This window comes from Phytopseudomonas daroniae (assembly GCF_004327285.1).
GTDB lineage: Bacteria > Pseudomonadota > Gammaproteobacteria > Pseudomonadales > Pseudomonadaceae > Aquipseudomonas > Aquipseudomonas daroniae.
This window is the reverse complement of sequence record NZ_QJUI01000006.1, coordinates 111,284-128,931: the sequence shown is the minus strand read 5'-3', so window position 1 is coordinate 128,931 and position 17,648 is coordinate 111,284. Positions and strand designations below refer to the sequence as shown.

16 protein-coding genes are annotated in these 17,648 nt (G+C 63.1%); 8 read left to right on the top strand and 8 right to left on the bottom strand.

The features are described 5' to 3' along the window. The first annotated feature begins 29 nt into the window (after positions 1–29). Positions 30–1,073: an acyltransferase family protein gene (locus DNK06_RS08430; protein WP_131179582.1), complete on the top strand. Its 1,044-nt coding sequence runs from the start codon at positions 30–32 to the stop codon at positions 1,071–1,073. Positions 1,074–1,508: 435 nt separating this feature from the next. Here the strand turns inward: DNK06_RS08430 and DNK06_RS08425 are convergent, their stop codons facing one another. Next, complete coding sequence (locus DNK06_RS08425; protein WP_131179581.1) at positions 1,509–3,686, bottom strand: malate synthase G; 2,178 nt, start codon at positions 3,684–3,686, stop codon at positions 1,509–1,511. Between the two features lie 312 nt (positions 3,687–3,998). Here DNK06_RS08425 and DNK06_RS08420 point away from each other — a divergent pair, with 312 nt between their 5' ends. Continuing rightward, positions 3,999–4,445 (top strand): GNAT family N-acetyltransferase, encoded by a 447-nt coding sequence (locus DNK06_RS08420; RefSeq protein WP_131179580.1) that lies wholly within the window; start codon positions 3,999–4,001, stop codon positions 4,443–4,445. A 23-nt stretch (positions 4,446–4,468) separates the two neighbouring features. Next, a complete protein-coding gene (locus DNK06_RS08415) occupies positions 4,469–4,987 on the top strand; it encodes a glycine cleavage system transcriptional repressor (RefSeq protein ID WP_131179579.1) in 519 nt (172 codons plus the stop codon). A gap of 98 nt (positions 4,988–5,085) precedes the next feature. Here the strand turns inward: DNK06_RS08415 and DNK06_RS08410 are convergent, their stop codons facing one another. The 7 genes from DNK06_RS08410 to DNK06_RS08380 all read right to left on the bottom strand — a co-directional run bounded on the left by DNK06_RS08410 (position 5,086) and on the right by DNK06_RS08380 (position 12,881). Continuing rightward, positions 5,086–7,515, bottom strand: a complete 2,430-nt coding sequence (locus DNK06_RS08410; RefSeq protein ID WP_278248838.1) for a TonB-dependent siderophore receptor — start codon at positions 7,513–7,515, stop codon at positions 5,086–5,088. Between the two features lie 90 nt (positions 7,516–7,605). Continuing rightward, complete coding sequence (locus DNK06_RS08405; protein ID WP_131179578.1) at positions 7,606–8,577, bottom strand: FecR domain-containing protein; 972 nt, start codon at positions 8,575–8,577, stop codon at positions 7,606–7,608. After that, on the bottom strand, positions 8,574–9,095 hold the full coding sequence (locus DNK06_RS08400; RefSeq protein ID WP_131179577.1) for an RNA polymerase sigma factor: 522 nt from the start codon (positions 9,093–9,095) through the stop codon (positions 8,574–8,576). The genes DNK06_RS08405 and DNK06_RS08400 overlap by 4 nt, the downstream gene beginning before the upstream one ends. Positions 9,096–9,242: 147 nt before the next feature. Beyond that, the gene (rarD, locus tag DNK06_RS08395) at positions 9,243–10,127 is read right to left on the bottom strand and encodes an EamA family transporter RarD (protein WP_131179576.1); all 885 of its coding nucleotides are present in this window, start codon (positions 10,125–10,127) and stop codon (positions 9,243–9,245) included. A gap of 89 nt (positions 10,128–10,216) precedes the next feature. After that, on the bottom strand, positions 10,217–11,191 hold the full coding sequence (locus tag DNK06_RS08390; protein WP_131179575.1) for a serine/threonine protein kinase: 975 nt from the start codon (positions 11,189–11,191) through the stop codon (positions 10,217–10,219). Between the two features lie 130 nt (positions 11,192–11,321). Then, the gene (locus DNK06_RS08385) at positions 11,322–12,086 is read right to left on the bottom strand and encodes a TOBE domain-containing protein (protein WP_131179574.1); all 765 of its coding nucleotides are present in this window, start codon (positions 12,084–12,086) and stop codon (positions 11,322–11,324) included. A 57-nt stretch (positions 12,087–12,143) separates the two neighbouring features. Then, on the bottom strand, positions 12,144–12,881 hold the full coding sequence (locus tag DNK06_RS08380) for a ComF family protein (RefSeq protein WP_131179573.1): 738 nt from the start codon (positions 12,879–12,881) through the stop codon (positions 12,144–12,146). Between the two features lie 82 nt (positions 12,882–12,963). On the opposite strand from DNK06_RS08380, the gene bioB reads away from it, so the two are divergent. The 5 genes from bioB (at position 12,964) to bioD (ending at position 17,461) form a co-directional block, all read left to right on the top strand. Then, positions 12,964–14,022: a biotin synthase BioB gene (gene bioB, locus DNK06_RS08375; RefSeq protein ID WP_131179572.1), complete on the top strand. Its 1,059-nt coding sequence runs from the start codon at positions 12,964–12,966 to the stop codon at positions 14,020–14,022. A 91-nt stretch (positions 14,023–14,113) separates the two neighbouring features. Next, positions 14,114–15,286 carry an 8-amino-7-oxononanoate synthase gene (gene bioF, locus DNK06_RS08370; protein WP_131179571.1) on the top strand — a complete coding sequence of 391 codons (1,173 nt, stop codon included), beginning with the start codon at positions 14,114–14,116 and terminating at the stop codon, positions 15,284–15,286. Then, positions 15,286–15,993 carry an alpha/beta fold hydrolase gene (locus tag DNK06_RS08365; protein WP_131179570.1) on the top strand — a complete coding sequence of 236 codons (708 nt, stop codon included), beginning with the start codon at positions 15,286–15,288 and terminating at the stop codon, positions 15,991–15,993. Before bioF ends, DNK06_RS08365 begins: the two co-directional genes overlap by 1 nt. Beyond that, a complete protein-coding gene (gene bioC, locus DNK06_RS08360) occupies positions 15,990–16,781 on the top strand; it encodes a malonyl-ACP O-methyltransferase BioC (protein ID WP_131179569.1) in 792 nt (263 codons plus the stop codon). Before DNK06_RS08365 ends, bioC begins: the two co-directional genes overlap by 4 nt. Beyond that, positions 16,778–17,461 (top strand): dethiobiotin synthase, encoded by a 684-nt coding sequence (gene bioD / locus DNK06_RS08355; RefSeq protein WP_131179568.1) that lies wholly within the window; start codon positions 16,778–16,780, stop codon positions 17,459–17,461. The genes bioC and bioD overlap by 4 nt, the downstream gene beginning before the upstream one ends. Positions 17,462–17,648: the final 187 nt, after the last annotated feature.

The window sequence follows — 17,648 nt, the reverse complement described above, 5'->3', positions numbered from 1 at the left end:
ACGCTGGACTTCATCTCAAGGATGCACGCATGACAAACCGCAATCTGTGGGTGGATTACGCCAAGGCCGTCGGCATCCTGCTGGTGGTCTATGGCCATGTGGTGCGTGGCCTGCTCAACGCTGAAATCATCACCGAGAACGTGGCCTTCCATGAGCTGGTGGACAGCATCATCTACACCTTTCACATGCCGCTGTTCTTTTTTCTGTCCGGGCTGTTCTTCTGGCATTCGCTGAACAACCGCGGCAGCGGTGGGCTGTTCTGCAACAAGATCGATACCATCTTCTATCCCTTCGTGCTCTGGTCGCTGCTGCAAGGCAGCATCGAAGTGGTGCTGGCGCGCTACACCAACGGCGGTGTGGGGATGGGCGAAGTGCTGGCGCTGCTGTGGTCGCCACGGGCGCAGTTCTGGTTCCTGTATGCGCTGTTCGCCGCCTTCTGCCTGGCGATTCTGCTCTATCGCCGTTTTTCCACCCGGGCCTTCCTGCCGTTGCTGGTACTCAGCGCGCTGTTCTACCTGCTGCAACAGTGGACGCCACGTGTCGCGGCACTGGTGTTCCTGGCGCAGAACTTCGTGTTCTTCGCCCTGGGCATCTGGTTCAACCAGATTCGTGACGGCATCGAGGCGCGCGCCTCGGCATTCGCGCTGGGCAGCGGCCTGGCCTTCGTCGTGGCGCAGTATCTGTTCCACGGCCCGCTTGGCCTGACCTACGCGGATCGTGGCGCGGCCTCGCTGGTCGTGGCCTTCATCGGCATTCTGCTCAGTGTCAGCCTGTGCATGGTGCTGGCGCGTCGACCGATGGATTGGGTGCTGACCCTGGGTGCGCTGTCAATGCCGATCTTCCTCATGCATATCCTCGCTGGCAGCGGCATGCGTGTGATGCTGAGCAAGTTCCTGGGCATCAACGACGACACCCTGCATATCGTCGCAGGCTGTCTGGCCGGGGTGCTGCTGCCGATCGTCGCGGCGAAGATTCTCGAAGCGCTCAACATCAATTGGCTCTACGAGACACCCAAGCGTTTCTCCGTTTACCGCTGGCGGCAGCGCCGCGTTGCGGTACAACCGGCAGGGTGACGCGCACAGTTTCGTAGGGTGGGTCAGGCGCCTGTTGTATATGGGAGCGTGTGGTGATTTCCGTGGCGCCGTAACCCACCATTGGCGCAACGCCGACTATCGCCTGGTGGGGTACGCGACGCGTCGAGAACTCTGGTGTTTGGAAGTCATGGGTATTGCGTCGCTAACCTGCTACGGGTTGTGCGCGGTTCCGTAGGGTGGGTTAGGCGCCTGTTTATATGGGAAGCGTATGGTGATTTCCGCGGCGCCGTAACCCACCATTGGCGCAACACCGACTATCGCCTGGTGGGTTACGCGACGCTTCTAGAGCGGTGTTGTTTGAAGTCGCAAGGCATTGCGTCGCTCACCTGCGCGACCCGATCCACCCTACGGGAGGGTCTTCTGATCTGGAAAAAGAAAACCGCCGAAAGGCGGTTTTCTTTTTTTCACGGACGTTTAACGCGCCAGGCTGGCTTTCAGCTCGCGGCGGCGGCGGTGCAGCACCGGTTCGGTATAGCCGTTGGGTTGTTTGCTGCCTTCGAGCACCAGCTCCAGGGCCGCCTGAAAGGCGATGTTGCCGTCGAAGTCTGGCGCCATCGGGCGGTACAGCGGGTCGCCTTCGTTCTGCCGGTCGACCACCGGAGCCATGCGCTTGAGGCTTTCCAGCACCTGCGCCTCGTTAACCACACCATGGCGCAGCCAGTTGGCCAGCAACTGGCTGGAAATACGCAGGGTGGCGCGGTCTTCCATCAGGCCGACGTCGTTGATGTCCGGCACCTTGGAGCAGCCGACACCCTGGTCGATCCAGCGCACCACGTAACCGAGAATGCCCTGGGCGTTGTTGTCCAGCTCGTTGCGGATTTCGGAGGCAGACCAGTCGGTGCTTGGCGCCAGGGGAATGCTGAGGATTTCATCCAGCGAGGCCGGCGTGCGCTTGGCCAGTTCGGCCTGGCGCGCGAACACGTCGACCTTGTGGTAGTGCAGCGCGTGCAAGGTGGCGGCGGTCGGCGAGGGTACCCAGGCGGTGTTGGCGCCGGCCAGCGGGTGGCCGATCTTCTGTTCCAGCATCGCGGCCATCAGATCGGGCATGGCCCACATGCCCTTGCCGATCTGGGCGCGACCCTGCAGGCCGGTGGCCAGGCCGACGTCGACGTTGTTGTTCTCGTAGGCGCTGATCCACTTCTCGCTTTTCATGGCCGCCTTGCGCACCACGGCGCCAGCTTCCATGGAGGTGTGGATTTCGTCACCGGTGCGGTCGAGGAACCCTGTGTTGATGAACACCACGCGCTCGCTGGCCGCGGCGATACAGGCCTTGAGATTGACCGTGGTGCGCCGCTCCTCGTCCATGATGCCGACCTTGAGCGTATTGAGTGGCAGGCCCAGCACCTCTTCGACACGGCCGAACAGTTCACTGGTGAAGGCGACTTCTTCCGGGCCATGCATCTTCGGTTTGACGATGTACACCGAGCCGGTGCGGGTGTTGGCGCGGCTGGTGTTGCCATTGAGGTTGTGCAGTGCGGCCAGGCTGGTGCACAGCGCATCGAGAATGCCTTCCGGCAGCTCGTTGCCATTTGCATCGAGCACCGACGGGTTGGTCATCAGGTGACCGACGTTGCGCACGAACAGCAGACTGCGTCCGTGCAGGGTCAGCTCGCCGCCATCCGGACGGGTGTAGACGCGATCCGGGTTCATGGTGCGGGTGAAAGTGCTGCCCCCCTTGCTCACCTGTTCGCTCAAGTCGCCCTTCATCAGGCCCAGCCAGTTACGGTAGACCAGGGTCTTGTCGTCGGCGTCGACAGCGGCCACCGAGTCCTCGCAGTCCATGATGGTGGTCAGCGCCGACTCCATCAGCAGGTCTTTCACGCCTGCGGCATCGGTGCTGCCGATCGGGCTGCCGGCGTCGATCTGGATTTCGAAATGCAGGCCGTTGTGCTGCAGCAGAATGGCGATGGGCGCGCTGGCATCGCCCTGGAAACCGACCAGTTGGCTGGCGTCATGCAGCCCACTGATTTCGCCTCCCGCGAGGCTGATCAGCAGCTTGTCGCCTTCGATGCGATAGCCGATGGCGTCGGCGTGGGAGCCGGTCGCCAGTGGCGCGCTCTCATCGAGAAAGGCGCGGGCGAAGGCGATGACCTTGTCGCCGCGGATCTTGTTATAGCCCTTTCCCTTTTCGGCGCCGGCCTCGAAGCTGATCGCATCAGTGCCGTACAGGGCATCGTACAACGAACCCCAGCGTGCGTTGGAGGCGTTCAGGGCAAAGCGCGCATTCATCACCGGCACTACCAGTTGCGGGCCGGCGAGGCGGGCGATTTCGTCATCGACGTTTTCAGTGCTGACCTGTACCTGGGCCGGCTGCGGCAGCAGGTAACCGATTTCTTCCAGGAAGGCTTTGTAGGCCGCCGAGTCGTGCGGCTTGCCGGCTCGGGCGCGGTGCCAGCCATCGATCTGCGCCTGCAACTGGTCGCGCTTGTCGAGCAGGGCGCGGTTCTTTGGTGCCAGGTCGCGGAATACGGCATCGGCACCGGCCCAGAAAGCATCGGCACTGACACCGCTGCCGGGAATGGCTTCGCTATTGATGAAATCGAACAGCACCTTGGCGACCTGCAGGCCACCGACTTGAACACGCTCAGTCATCTCTCGCCTCTCTGCTTCGCTTAGCCACTGTATCGGTAGGGAACCCTCGGTGCTGCGCAGACAGACCATTGTCGGGGCCGTTGTAGACGGCTGCCCGGGTCGATGCGGCTTGTCTGGAGATGCTTCGTGAGCGGGGTTTTCCACAACCAGCAGGACTGGGATTGAATTCATGTAGTGGTTTTTAACAGATACTACATGAACGAATCGGGAAAAACAGTCCAGAAATGGTCGGCGCTACCTTGGTCGTACTTGAACCTGCAAGGCGAGTTTAGGGAACGGCCTATACTGCAGGCTATCCGTGAGGAATCGACCATGCCGATACGCGTCGCCGCAACTGCCGATCTCGACGACCTGGTGCCGCTGTTCGTGGCCTACCTGGATTTCTATGCCGTGGACAAGGCCGCATCAGAGGTGCGCGACTTTCTGGCGGCGCGCCTCGAGCGAGGCGATTCAACGCTGTTCATTGCCCGTGACGAGCAAGGTGGCGCGCAGGGGTTCGTGCAGCTCTATCCGCTGTACGCCTCGCTGGCATTGCGCCCGAGCCTGTTGCTGAGCGACTTGTACGTTGCCGATCAGGCGCGTCGGCAGGGCATTGGCGAGCAGTTGCTGGACGCCGCCCGGCAGTATGCGCTGGGCACTGGCGCCTGCGGCTTGCAGCTGGAAACGGCAAAGACCAACCTGGCGGCACAATCCTTATACGAGCGCCTCGGCTATGTCCGGGATGCGGTTTACCTTACCTACTGGCTCGACCTGAGTTGAGCAGCAACGACGAGGACGTGAGCATGGATCATCTGATACTGACCGTTATCGCCCAGGATCAACCCGGCCTGGTCGAGCGTGTCGCCCAGTGCGTGGCGAAGCATGACGGCAACTGGCTGGAAAGCCGTATGTCGCGGATGGCGGGGCAATTCGCCGGCATCCTGCGGGTGGACGTTCCGGCGGCTTCCCACGGCGCGCTGATGGAGGCACTGAACGAGCTGAGTGCCCAGGGCATTCGTGTGCAACTCGCTTCGGCTGGTGCCGAGCCGGATTGCACCTGGAAGTCGATCCATCTCGATCTGCTGGGCAATGATCGACCAGGTATCGTGCGCGATATCACGCGGCTGCTGGCGGATAACGGTGTCAATCTGGAAAGCCTGATCACTGACGTGACACCCGCGCCCATGAGCGGCGAACCGCTGTTTCACGCACAGGCTATTCTGGCGGTACCTGAAGGCCTGCCGCTGAGTGCGCTGCAGACATCGCTGGAAACCTTGGCGGACGATCTGATGGTGGAGCTGAAATTGCGGATGGAAGAGTAGGGCTCGTAGGCCCAATTTGTCCGGAATATGAGAACAGCCACCATGGAAGCGACAAGGCCGCCCATTTGGGCGGCCTTGTCCATTGCATGGCTAGCGGCTTACCACTTGTAGTCGACGCTGGCGGTAACTCGACGCGGGTCGCCGGCGTAGCAGTAGGAACCATCGCAGGTCGACAGGTATTCCTTGTCGAACAGGTTGGTGAAGTTCAGTGCCACACTGGCGCCACGCAGGCTGCCGTCGAGCTGACCGAGGTCGTAGCGTACGGCGGCGTCATACACGGTATAGGCGCTGGAGTGGGCGTTTTCCTTGGTGGCATAGGCCAGGCCACCGACAGCAAGGTTGTCGGTGGAACCGACGAAGCGCGCGCCGAAGCCGACACCGAAGCCAGCCAGCGGGCCAACGCTCCAGTCGTAGTCGGCCCACAGCGAGGCCTGATGCTCGGGTGTAAGCGGCAGCGCACGGTTCTTGTCGCGCGGGTCTCCGACCTTGGTCATCTTGCTGTTGGCGTAAGTGTAGGACGCCGTCAGCTTGAGGTTCTCGGTCACATTGCCAATCGCTTCAAGCTCGAGACCACGTACCTGTACTTCGCGTACTGGCTCGGTGGCCCCTGCGGTATTGGTGGTGACGATGTTCTGCCGCTTCAGGTCATAGGCCGCGGCGGTGAACAGCATGTCGCTGCCAGGCGGTTGGTATTTGATACCCAGTTCGTACTGTTTGCCTGTGCTGGGTTTGAAGGCTTCGCCCCCACTACCACCAGCCTCAGCCTGGAAGGATTCGGCATAGGACACGTAGGGTGTGAAACCAGAGTCGAAAACATAGCTCAGCGCCGCGTTACCACTGAACTGGCTGTCGCGACGGTTGTCACGGGCGTCGTTGGCGTTGTAGAACACCGAGTCGGTATCCAGGCGATCCCAGCGACCACCCAGGGTCAGGCGCCAGGCATCCAGGGCGATCTGATCCTGCAGATAGACACCGGTATTACGGCGTTTCTGGTTGTAGTCCTGATAGGCGGTATAGCCGACGCCGCTGAAGTCCTGACCGTAGACCGGGCGAATGATGTTGCTGGCCGGCGCGCTGCCGTACAGCCAGCGGTAGTCGGTATTGACCCGCTGATAGTCCAGGCCGAGCAGTAGCGTATGGCTCAGCGCGCCCGTGCTGAAGTCAGCCTGGAAGTTGTTGTCCACGGCGAAGTGGCTGATGTTCTCGTCATAGACGTTGGCACCACGTTGCATCGTACCGTCATCGGCGACAGCGCCAACCCAGTTACCAGCGGTGATGATCTGGTTATCCAGCTCGAGTTTGCTGTAGCGCAGGTTCTGGCGGAACTGCCAGATGTCGTTGAGGCGATGCTCGAAGGCATAACCCAGGGCGTAGAAGGTCTTGTCGTAGAATTCCCAGTCCGGGTCGCCGAGGTTCTTGTGGTAGTCGATCTTGCCGGCCGGCGTGCTCAGTTTGGTGCCCTGTAGCGGCAGGAACTGGCTAGTGCCGCCGGTATCGTCGCGGTTGAACTGGCCGAGCAGGGTCAACTTGGTCTCGTCAGCGATATTCCAAGTCAGGCTCGGTGCCAGGTTGAAGCGCTGGTCGTCGATATGCTCGACCGCCGTGCCGCTGTCGCGGCCCACGCCGCTGAAACGGTAGAGGAAGCGGCCTTCATCGTCGATCTTGCCGGTGCTGTCGAAGCTGATTTGCTTGTGGTTGTAGTTGCCGACCTGTACCTGCACCTGATGGCTGCTTTCTGCCTGTGGGCGCAGGCTGACGGCATCTACCAGGCCGCCGGGCGGGGTCTGGCCGTAGACCGAGGAGGCCGGGCCACGGAGAATGGCGACGCGCTCCAGATTCCAGGTTTCCAGCTTGGCCATGGTGTAGCTGCCCTTGGGCAGGGGCAGGCCGTCGAGCATCTGGATCGGCTCGAAGCCGCGGATCTTCATCCAGTCGGCACGGCTGTCGCTGCCGTAGCTGCTGGCGATCACACCGGGCATGTAGCGCACGGCATCATCCAGATTCTGCACCTTGCGATCCTGCATCTGCTCGCGTGTCGCCACGGAGATGGAGCGTGGCGCTTCCAGGATGGACGTGTCGGTCTTGCTGCCGGCCGCGGTGCGTGTCGCCAGGTAACCCGTGGTCGGGCCCCAGGCGCCTTCGGCGTTGCTACTGGCGCTGATGTTGGTCTCGGGCAAAGCCAGTGCGGCGTTGTCCGCTACCGGCTGCACGCTGTAGGTTCCGGCAGCGCCGGGTACCAGCATCAGGCCGGTACCGGAAAGCGCCTGGCGCAGGGCGCTGGCGGTGTCGAATTCGCCCTGTACCGGCTGTGCGCTCTTGCCGGCGGTCAGGCTCGGGTCGATGCTCAGCACCACGCCGGCCTGGCTGGCGATCTGGTTGAGGGAGCTGGCCAGCGGTGCGGCGGGTAACTGGTAGGTGCGCACGGCGGATTCAGCCGATTGGGCCTGGCTGAGTGCTGGCAGGCTGGCCAGCGCCAGGGCGGCGACCAGTATGCTCGGGCGGAACGGGGTACGGCTGAACATCGGCATCGCGAGCTGCTCCTATAGGGAAATGAGTCTCGATCTCCTATTGCCGAAGCAGATGCAGAAAGTGATAGGGCAGCCGCGAAAATATTTTTACTACGGCTTTTCCGCCTGCGGCACGATCCGAATCCACCAATCGGTGTAGCGCTCCACCCGTACCGGCAAGCTGGCCGGTAGGGCGGCCAAGGCCAGATCGCGATTGCGCAGCGGGAAGCTGCCGCTGATGCGCAGGTCGGCGATGCTGTCGTCGACACCCAAGTGGCCGTTCTGATACTCACCGAGGCGCTCCAGCAGGTCGGCCAGGCGCACGTTCTCCACCACCAGCATGCCGTGCATCCAGGCGTCGGCGGCGGGTGGTGCGGATTGGCTGGCACCCAGGCTGTAGCTGTTCATCAGTACCTGTTGGTTCTGTTCGATCACGCGCTCGTTCGGGGATTGCAGCGGGTGCGCGGCTACAGCCGATTGCAGCACGATCAGGCGGGTGCCCTGATCTTCCTCGCGCACCAGAAAGCGGGTGCCCAGGGGGCGCAAGGTGCCGTGCCTGGTTTCGACCAGAAACGGACGCGGGTCGCCGTGGGCGGTTTCCACGAGGATTTCGCCGCTGCGCAGGAAGAGTCGACGCTCTTTGGGATTGAAATCGATATCCAGGGCGCTGCGGCTGTTCAGGCGCACCCGGCTACGATCCACCAGTTGCAGTTCGAGTTGTTCGCCGCTGGCGGTTCTTTCATCGGCCAGCCAGTCACTGAGCGGGCGCTGATGATTGAGCAGGCCGAGGCCCAGGGCCCCGACCAGCAGCAGGCCAAGCAGGCCGCCGACGTTACGCCGTTGGCTGGTGCGTTCCGGTCGTCGCAACAGGGCCTTGCGCGCAGCAGGAGTCGCGGCGACACCGAGCTGTTGATCCAGTCCGGTCAGTTGTTTCCAGGCGCGTGCGTGCTCGGGGTCGGTGGCCAGCCAGCGTTGAAATTCCACTTTCTCCCGTTCGCTGGTCATGCCTGAGTCGAGACAGAGCTGCCAGTGGATGGCGGCTTCCAGCACGCGATTGCTGACCGGCGCAGATGCGGCAATCATGCAGTCGGCTCTCCATACCGCGCGATGTAACACTGCCGCGCCGCCTGGGCGAGGTATTGGCGCACGCGCGAGACGGACACCCCGAGGCGCTCGGCGATCTCGGCGTGGCCAAGGCCGTCCAGACGGTTGTAGAGGAAGGCACTGCGCGCCTTGAGCGACAGCGTGCCGAGCAAACGGTCGATCTCGCGCAGGGCTTCGAGCACCAGCGCCTGTTCTTCGGGGCTGGCGTGCACGGCTTCGGGGGTATGACTCAGCTCTTCCAAATAGGCACGTTCGACGGCGTTACGGCGGAAGTGGTCGATCAGCAGGCCGCGAGCGATGGTGCCGAGCAGGGCGCGAGGTTCACGCAACTGCTGCAGGTCGGGCTTACCGAGTACGCGAACGAAAGTGTCCTGGCTCAGATCTTCGGCCCGTTGCGGGCAGCTCAGGCTTTTACGCAGCCAGCCGAGCAGCCAGTCGCGGTGATCGCGATAGAGCTGACCAGTCAGTTGCTGATGCGTGGATTCCCCGACCGACACAGGTGGCTCCGCGAAAATAAAGCAATAATTATTCGCATATGATTGCAGGATGCAACTACGCCCTGCAATCGCTTGTGGTCGGTTTTGTATGGAAGGTTCGTTATCGGCAAGTCTGCGCAAGCAGATTCTTGCCGACGACGTGATGCGTTAGTTCTTGCGCAGGGTCAGCCAGGCATCGACGCTGTACACCGCCAGGCCAGCCCAGATGAACAGGAAAGCGACCATCTTGCCCGGATCGAAATGCTCGTCGAAAACGAACACTGCCAGCAGCAGCACCAGGGTCGGCGCCACGTACTGCAGGAAGCCCAGGGTGGTATAGGGCAGGTGGCGTGCGGCGGCGTTGAAGCACACCAGCGGAATCAGCGTGACTGGCCCGGCCGCCATCAGCCACAGCGCCTCGCTGGTCGTCCAGAATGCCAGCTGGTTGCTCATGGCGGTGGGGTGCAGAAGAATCCAGCCGATGGCCAGCGGCAGCAGCAACCAGGTTTCCACCACCAGCCCCGGCAGTGCGGCAACCGGCGCCTTCTTGCGGATCAGGCCGTACGCCGCGAAGCTCAGCGCCAACGCCAGCGACACCCAGGGCAGGCTGCCGACCTGCCAAAGCTGCTGGGCAACGCCCGCGGCCGCCAGCCCGACGGCGACCCATTGCAGGCGACGCAGCCGTTCACCGAGGATCAGCATGCCGAGCAGTACGTTGGCCAGCGGGTTGATGTAATAACCCAGGCTGGCTTCGAGCATGCGTTCGTTGTTCACCGCCCACACGTATACCAGCCAGTTGCCAGCGATCAGCGAACCACTAATGGCCAGCACCGCGAAGCGCTTGGGATGGTCGAGCAGCTCGCGTAGCCAGCCCGGATGCTTCCACACCAGCAATAACAGCGCGCCGAATACGGCAGACCAGAGCGCCCGATGGACGATGATTTCCAGTGACGGAACAGTCTGGATCGCCTTGAAATAGAGCGGAAAAAGGCCCCAGATGACATAGGCTGAGAGGCCCAGAATGTAGCCGCGGCGCAGATCTGCGGTGGCCATGCAAGTCCTTAACAAGGCAGTGGAGAGACGCACCATTCTAGTGCGATATTTGTCCGATCGTTCAGCTTTTTATTGCGGGTGCGGCTCTCTTAAAAAAGCTTCAACGGTTCTTCATTCAAGGCGGAAATCTGCTCGCGCAGCATCAGGATCTGCTCGCCCCAGTAGCGCTCGCTGCCGAACCACGGGAAGCTCGGCGGAAAGGCCGGATCGTCCCAGCGACGTGCCAGCCAGGCGCTGTAGTGCATCAGGCGCAGGGAGCGCAGGCCTTCGATCAGCGGCAGTTCGCGGGGATTGAAGTCGTGAAACTCCTGATAACCGTCGATCAGCTCGGCGATCTGGCCAAGTCGCTCATGACGCTCGCCGGCGAGCATCATCCACAGATCCTGAATAGCCGGGCCCATGCGGCAGTCATCCAGGTCGACCATGTGAAAGGTGTCGTCGCGGCACAGCAGGTTGCCTGGGTGGCAGTCGCCGTGCAGGCGGATCGCTTGCACCGGGTTCTCCGCGAACAGTTGATCCAGACGCCCCAGCAGATCACGGGCCACCGACTCGTAGGCGGGCAGCAGGCTGCGTGGTACGAAGTTGCCTTCCAGCAAGGTAGCCAGGGAAGCGTGGCCGAAGTTGCTCACCTGCAGGGTTTCCCGATGAACGAACGGGCGTAGCGAGCCAACCGCATGCAAGCGGCCGAGCAGTTGGCCGAGGCGATAGAGCTGATCCAGATTGCCGGGTTCCGGCGCACGTCCGCCACGGCGCGGGAACAGAGAAAAGCGAAAGCCGGCGTGCTCGAACAGGGTTTCACCATCGCGCTGCAGCGGTGCCACCACGGGCACATCGCATTCGGCCAGTTCGGCGCTGAAGGTATGTTCCTCGCGGATCGCCGCATCGCTCCAGCGCTGGGGCCGGTAGAACTTGGCGATCAGCGGGGTTTCCCCTTCGATGCCTACCTGGTAGACGCGGTTCTCATAGCTGTTCAGCGCCAGCACACGGGCGTCGCTGAGGTAGCCCAGGCTCTCGACGGCATCCAGAACCAGATCGGGGGTGAGGGCGGCGAAAGGATGAGACATGGGCAGCTCCGTCGGTTGGCCGGAGAGTGTAACGCCTGGGGCGTTCGGCACGGCCACTATTCGTGCTCGTATCCTGATAGGTACATATCAGGTGAACCGGGCGGTGATCCGTTTTAGTCCACCAGTTGCGCTAGACCTGCGTCCCCAGCAACACATGACTGGCGGCGAACTGTGCGCGCACCGGGCTACCTACCAGCAAACCCTGCTTGGCGAGCTGCTCGGCGGAAGCCAGGGCGCACAGCGTTTGCCCGTTGGGCAGGGCGATGCGCACTTCGCTGGGGCCATCGGCCTCGACCAGAATCTGCTCGATATGCCCCAGTAGTGCGTTGAGATCTGCATCGGCTTTCTGGCCTGGTGGGCTGAGCTGCAGCCAGCCCGCCTTGATCAGCACCATCAAGGGCACGCCGGGTTGCAGTTGTAGGTGCCCGGTGCTGCTGCGGGTGATCTGCGCCTGGATCGGCGAGCCGCCGGGCAGTTCGATGTCGATCAGGTCATTGCAGCCCTGGGGCCGGATCGCCCGCACCCGGCCGCTCAACTGGTTGCGCGCACTGGTGCGCAGCATCAGGCGGCCGAGCACCTGCAGATCGGCATCATCTTCGGCGGCCTGCAGCACTTCGGCCTGAATCGCCTGCAAGCGCTGGTGCAACTGCAGCAGGCGTTCGCCAGCAGGCGTCAGCCGCGCGCCGCCACCGCCCTTGCCGCCCACGCTACGCGCCACCAACGGTTGGTCGGCCAGGTTGTTCAATTCGTCGATGGCGTCCCAGGCGGCCTTGTAGCTCATGCCCGCCGCCTTGGCCGCACGGGTGATCGAGCCCTGCTCGGCGATCTGCTCGAGCAGGGCGATGCGTTGCGGGCGGCGGGTGACGTGCTGGGCGAGCAGGGAGAGGGTGGTCATGGGCTGAACGGTGGTAGTCACGACGGTCGGTCACTGTGCGTGACGCTTCTGCCCTCGTCAATGATCGCCCGGTGCGGGTGTGCGAGCCAGGCAATAGACATCCACGCGCGCCGCGCCAGACCTGATGAGCAGGCGTGCCAGTTGCCGCGCCGTGGCGCCGGTGGTCAGTACGTCGTCGACCAGTGCCACATGCCGCGCTTGCACCTGCGCATTGGGTCGTACCGTAAAGGCGCCACGCAGATTGCGCTGGCGGGCTGCCGCATCGAGCTTCTGTTGGGCCGGCGTATCGCCGATGCGCCGCAACCAGTCGCTGTGCTGGGGTATCTGCAATGCCTGACCGAGCACCTGAGCCAGCATCTGCGCCTGGTTGAAACCACGCTGCCGCTGACGTTTGGGCGACAGCGGCACGGGCAGTAACAGATCTGGCCTGGGTAGCCCTTCGCTGAATGCATGCGCCAGGTGGCGGGCGAGCAGATCGCCAAGCAGTCGGCCCATGGGCCAACGAGCCTGATGTTTGAAACGATTGATCAGCGCATCCACGGGAAAGCCATAGCGCCATGGCGCTTCGACACGGCTGAAAGCCGGTGGGCGTTTCAGGCAGCCGCCGCAGGTCAACCCGTCGACGGCAAGGGGCAGGGCGCAGACCTGGCAATGCGGGCCGAGCCATGGGAGCTCGGTATCGCATTCCGCGCAGAGCGGCAGGCGCGTGTCGATAGGATCATCGCAGAGCAAACAGGTTTGTCTTATTTTTAGCCAGTTGTAAACCTTGATAAAAGCATGTGGTTGACAGTGCATGACGCTTCCTTAACTATGCCGCACATCCGTGTTGGGTCTGCTTTCGACTGTAGCAGGCCGCCTGTAATAAGGACTTGCCCCCATGAGCGCTAGTACCGCCGCCACCCTGCGTCACGATTGGAGCCTGGCTGAAGTCCGGGCGCTGTTCGAGCAACCGTTCAACGACCTGCTGTTCCAGGCCCAGACCGTGCACCGTGCGCACTTCGATGCCAACCGTGTGCAGGTCTCGACCCTGTTGTCGATCAAGACCGGCGCTTGCCCCGAAGACTGCAAATATTGCCCGCAGTCCGGCCACTACAACACCGGCCTGGACAAGCAGAAACTGATGGAAGTGCAGAAGGTGCTGGAGGCGGCCGCCGAGGCCAAGGCCATCGGCTCGACCCGGTTCTGCATGGGCGCGGCCTGGAAGCATCCGTCCGCCAAGGACATGCCCTACGTGCTGAAGATGGTCGAAGGGGTCAAGGCTCTGGGCCTGGAAACCTGCATGACCCTGGGGCGTCTCGATCAGGAGCAGACCCGCGCCCTGGCCGAGGCCGGCCTCGACTACTACAACCACAACCTCGACACCTCGCCGGAGTTCTACGGCAACATCATCACCACCCGCACCTACAGCGAGCGTTTGCAGACCCTGGCCTATGTGCGCGAGTCGGGCATGAAGATCTGTTCCGGCGGCATCCTTGGTATGGGCGAATCTCTGGATGATCGCGCGGGCCTGCTGATCCAGTTGGCCAACCTGCCGGAGCATCCGGAGTCGGTGCCGATCAACATGCTGGTCAAGGTCGAGGGTACGCCGCTGGCCAACGAAGAGGACGTGGATCCCTTCGATTTCATCCGCATGCTGGCCGTGGCGCGGATCATGATGCCGAAATCCCATGTGCGGCTGTCCGCCGGGCGCGAGGCGATGAACGAGCAGATGCAGGCCCTGGCCTTTTTCGCCGGTGCCAACTCGATCTTCTACGGCGAGAAGCTGCTGACCACGGCCAACCCCCAGGCCGACAAGGACATGCAACTGTTCGCCCGCCTCGGCATCCAGCCGGAAGCGCGTGAAGAGCACGCCGACGAGGTGCACCAGGCTGCCATCGAGCAGGCGCTGGTCGAGCAGCGCGACTCGCGGCTGTTCTACGACGCAGCCTCTGCCTGACGCCGATCCTGTAGGAGCGAGCTCGCTCGCGAAGCGTTTGTCGCTCCTGACAGATTCGCCAGCAAGCTGGCTCCAACGAAAAGCCGACCATATGCCCTTCGATCTATCCGCTCGCCTGGCCGAGCGTCGTGCCGCCGATCTTTATCGCCAGCGCCCCCTGTTGGGCACCCCGCAAGGGCCGCTGGTCGAGGTGGACGGACGCCAACTGCTGGCCTTCTGTTCCAATGATTACCTCGGGTTGGCCAATCATCCGCAGGTGGTCGAAGCCTGGCGCGCCGGCGCGCAACGCTGGGGCGTCGGTGGTGGCGCCTCGCACCTGGTGATCGGCCACAGCACGCCGCACCATGAACTGGAAGAGGCCCTGGCCGACTTCACCGGGCGCCCCCGTGCGCTGCTGTTTTCCACCGGTTATATGGCCAACCTGGGTGCCGTCACGGCGCTGGTCGGCAAGGGTGACACGGTGCTGGAAGATCGCCTCAACCATGCGTCGTTGCTGGACGCAGGCCTGCTCAGCGGCGCGCGTTTCTCGCGCTATCTGCACAACGACAGCGGCAGCCTCGCCACGCGTTTGGACAAGGCCGAGGGCAATACCCTGGTGGTCTGCGACGGGGTGTTCAGCATGGACGGCGATATGGCTGACCTGCCGGCGCTATGCGCCGAAGCGCAGCGCAAGGAGGCCTGGCTGATGGTCGATGACGCCCATGGTTTCGGCACGCTGGGAGCCACAGGCGGTGGGGTCGTCGAACATTTTGGCCTGGGTGTGGATGACGTGCAGGTGCTGGTCGGCACCCTCGGCAAGGCATTCGGTACCGCTGGTGCCTTCGTCGCTGGCAGCGACGATCTGATCGACACCCTGGTGCAGTTCGCCCGGCCCTATATCTACACCACCAGCCAGCCGCCGGCGTTGGCCTGCGCCACCCTGAAGAGCCTGGAGCTGCTGCGCAGCGAGCATTGGCGCCGTGAGCATCTGGCAACGCTTATTCGGCGTTTCCGGGAGGGCGCAACCAGCATCGGCCTGGAGCTGATGGACAGCGATACACCCATTCAACCGATCCTGATTGGCGACAGTGGCCGTGCCGTTGCCTTGTCTCAGGCGCTACGCGAGCACGGCATCCTGGTCACGGCGATCCGTCCGCCGACCGTGCCTGCGGGCAGCGCGCGCCTGCGCGTCACCCTGTCTGCCGCCCATGATCTCGCTCAGGTCGATCGTCTGCTGGAGGCACTCGCCCAGTGCTGGGCGCAACTGCCGGGAGAGCCTGGGTGATGGCTGAACGACTGATCCTGCTGCCTGGCTGGGGATTTGGCAGTGCGCCGCTAGAGCCGTTGGCCGACGCGCTTGGCTCGCATCTGCAGGTGCGGATAGAACCGTTACCAGGGTTCGCTCATGCGCAGGTCGAACGCTGGCTCGATGCGCTGGATGAGCGCCTGCCTCGCGGTGTCTGGCTGGGAGGCTGGTCACTTGGCGGCATGCTTGCCAGTCTTCTGGCAGTGCGGCGCGGCAAGGATTGTCCTGGCCTGCTGACGCTGGCGAGCAATGCATCTTTCATCGCGAACGAAGCCTGGCCCGAGGCGATGCCGGCGACCACTTTCACAGCGTTTTGCGATGCTTACGGACAGAACCCTTCCGCCACCCTCAAACGCTTCGCCATGTTGTGCAGCCAGGGCGCCGCGGATGCACGGGGGCTGTCTCGGACGTTGATGGCGCAAGCAGGCGGCGCTGATTCCATGGCCGGGCTCGACCTGCTCGCCGCGCTCGATACGCGATCCGCCTTGCGGCATTTCGAGGGGGCGCAATTGCATCTATTCGCCGATGCGGATGCACTGGTGCCGGTTAGTGCTGCGGCGGCTGTGCAGGCATTGCAGCCTGCGGCCGAGGTGCGCAGCATTGAAGGTGCGAGCCATGCTTTCGTTCTGGAACAGGCCGTAGAGGTGGCTGCCACGCTGATCCGGTTCATGGAGGCGAAAACGTGAACGAGCGTCCTGACAAACGCCGCGTGGCTGCTTCCTTTTCCAGGGCTGCCAGCAGCTACGACAGCGTGGCGGGCTTGCAGCGTGAGGTCGGCCAGCACCTGCTGGAGCAACTGCCGGCGAGCCTGTCGCCAGAGCTGTGGGTCGATCTCGGTTGCGGCACCGGCTATTTCAGCCGTGCCCTGGCCGATCGCTTTCCCCACACCCAAGGCATCGCCCTGGATATCGCCGAAGGCATGCTGCATCACGCCCGTCAGGCGGGCGGTGCAGGGCAATTCGTCGCCGGTGACGCCGAGCAGCTGCCGCTGCGCGATCAGAGTTGTGAGCTGATTTTCTCTAGCCTGGCGCTGCAATGGTGCGAGGATTTCCAGGCCGTGCTCAGCGAGGCGCGCAGGGTATTGCGACCGGGCGGCGTACTGGCGTTCAGCAGTCTGTGCGTCGGCACCTTGCAGGAGCTGCGCGACAGTTGGCAGGCCGTGGACGGCTTCGTTCACGTCAACCGCTTTCGCAGCGCCGAGGATTACCAGATGCTGTGCGCCGCCAGCGGTTTGCAGATAAACAGGCTGCAGGTTCGTGCGCACTGCCTCCACTACCCGGATCTGCGCAGCCTCACTCACGGCCTCAAGGCATTGGGCGCACACAACCTCAATGATGGTCGCCCCGCCGGGCTGACAGGTCGCGCGCGACTACGCGCGCTCGGCGATGCCTACGAACAGCGGCGCCAGCCTGAGGGATTGCCCTGCACCTATCAGGTCATCTACGGCGTACTGCAAAAGGAGCAACGCCCATGAGCGCGGCCTATTTCGTTACGGGCACCGATACCGAAATCGGCAAGACCACCATTGCTGCCGGCCTGCTGCATGCCGCTCGCCGCGCCGGGCTGTCGACGGCTGCGGCCAAGCCGGTCGCCTCCGGCTGCCAGCTCACCGCAGACGGGCTGCGCAATGACGATGCCCTGGCTCTGCTCGCGCAATGCAGCCTGCCGCTGTGCTATGCAGAGGTGAACCCGAAGGCGTTCGCTGCGGCCATCGCGCCGCATCTGGCGGCCCGTGACGACGGTGTATTGCTCGAGGTACCTGAGTTGAGTGCAGCGGTGCGGACAATTCTGGATAAAGGCGCGGACTTCACCCTGGTCGAAGGTGCTGGTGGCTGGCGCGTACCGCTGAGCGGCACTGCCAATTTGTCCGACCTGGCTCGGGCACTGCAATTGCCGGTGATTCTGGTGGTAGGCGTGCGTCTGGGGTGCATCAACCATGCTGTGCTGACCGCTGAGGCTATCCTGGGTGACGGCCTGCCGCTGGCGGGTTGGGTAGCCAATATCGTCGACCCGCATGTCGCAAGGCTGCAGGACAATCTCGACACCTTGAGCGAGCGACTGCCGGCGCCCTGTATCGGTCAGGTGCCGCATTTGCCATCGGCCTCGCCGGAGCACGTGGCGCAGCATCTCGATTTATCGAGATTGATGCGATAAGAAGCTGTTCATAATCTGCTGCAAGGCGGAAGCAGACGCTCACCCTCGTAGGGTGGATGACGCTCTTTTCATCCACCATTGCGATCGCAGAGCGGTGGACGGATCGGGCCGCGTAGGTGAAGCGTCAGCTGCGCGCCCCGATCCACCCTACGAATGGCCGTTTGTGCCTTTAAGACCGTAGAACGTA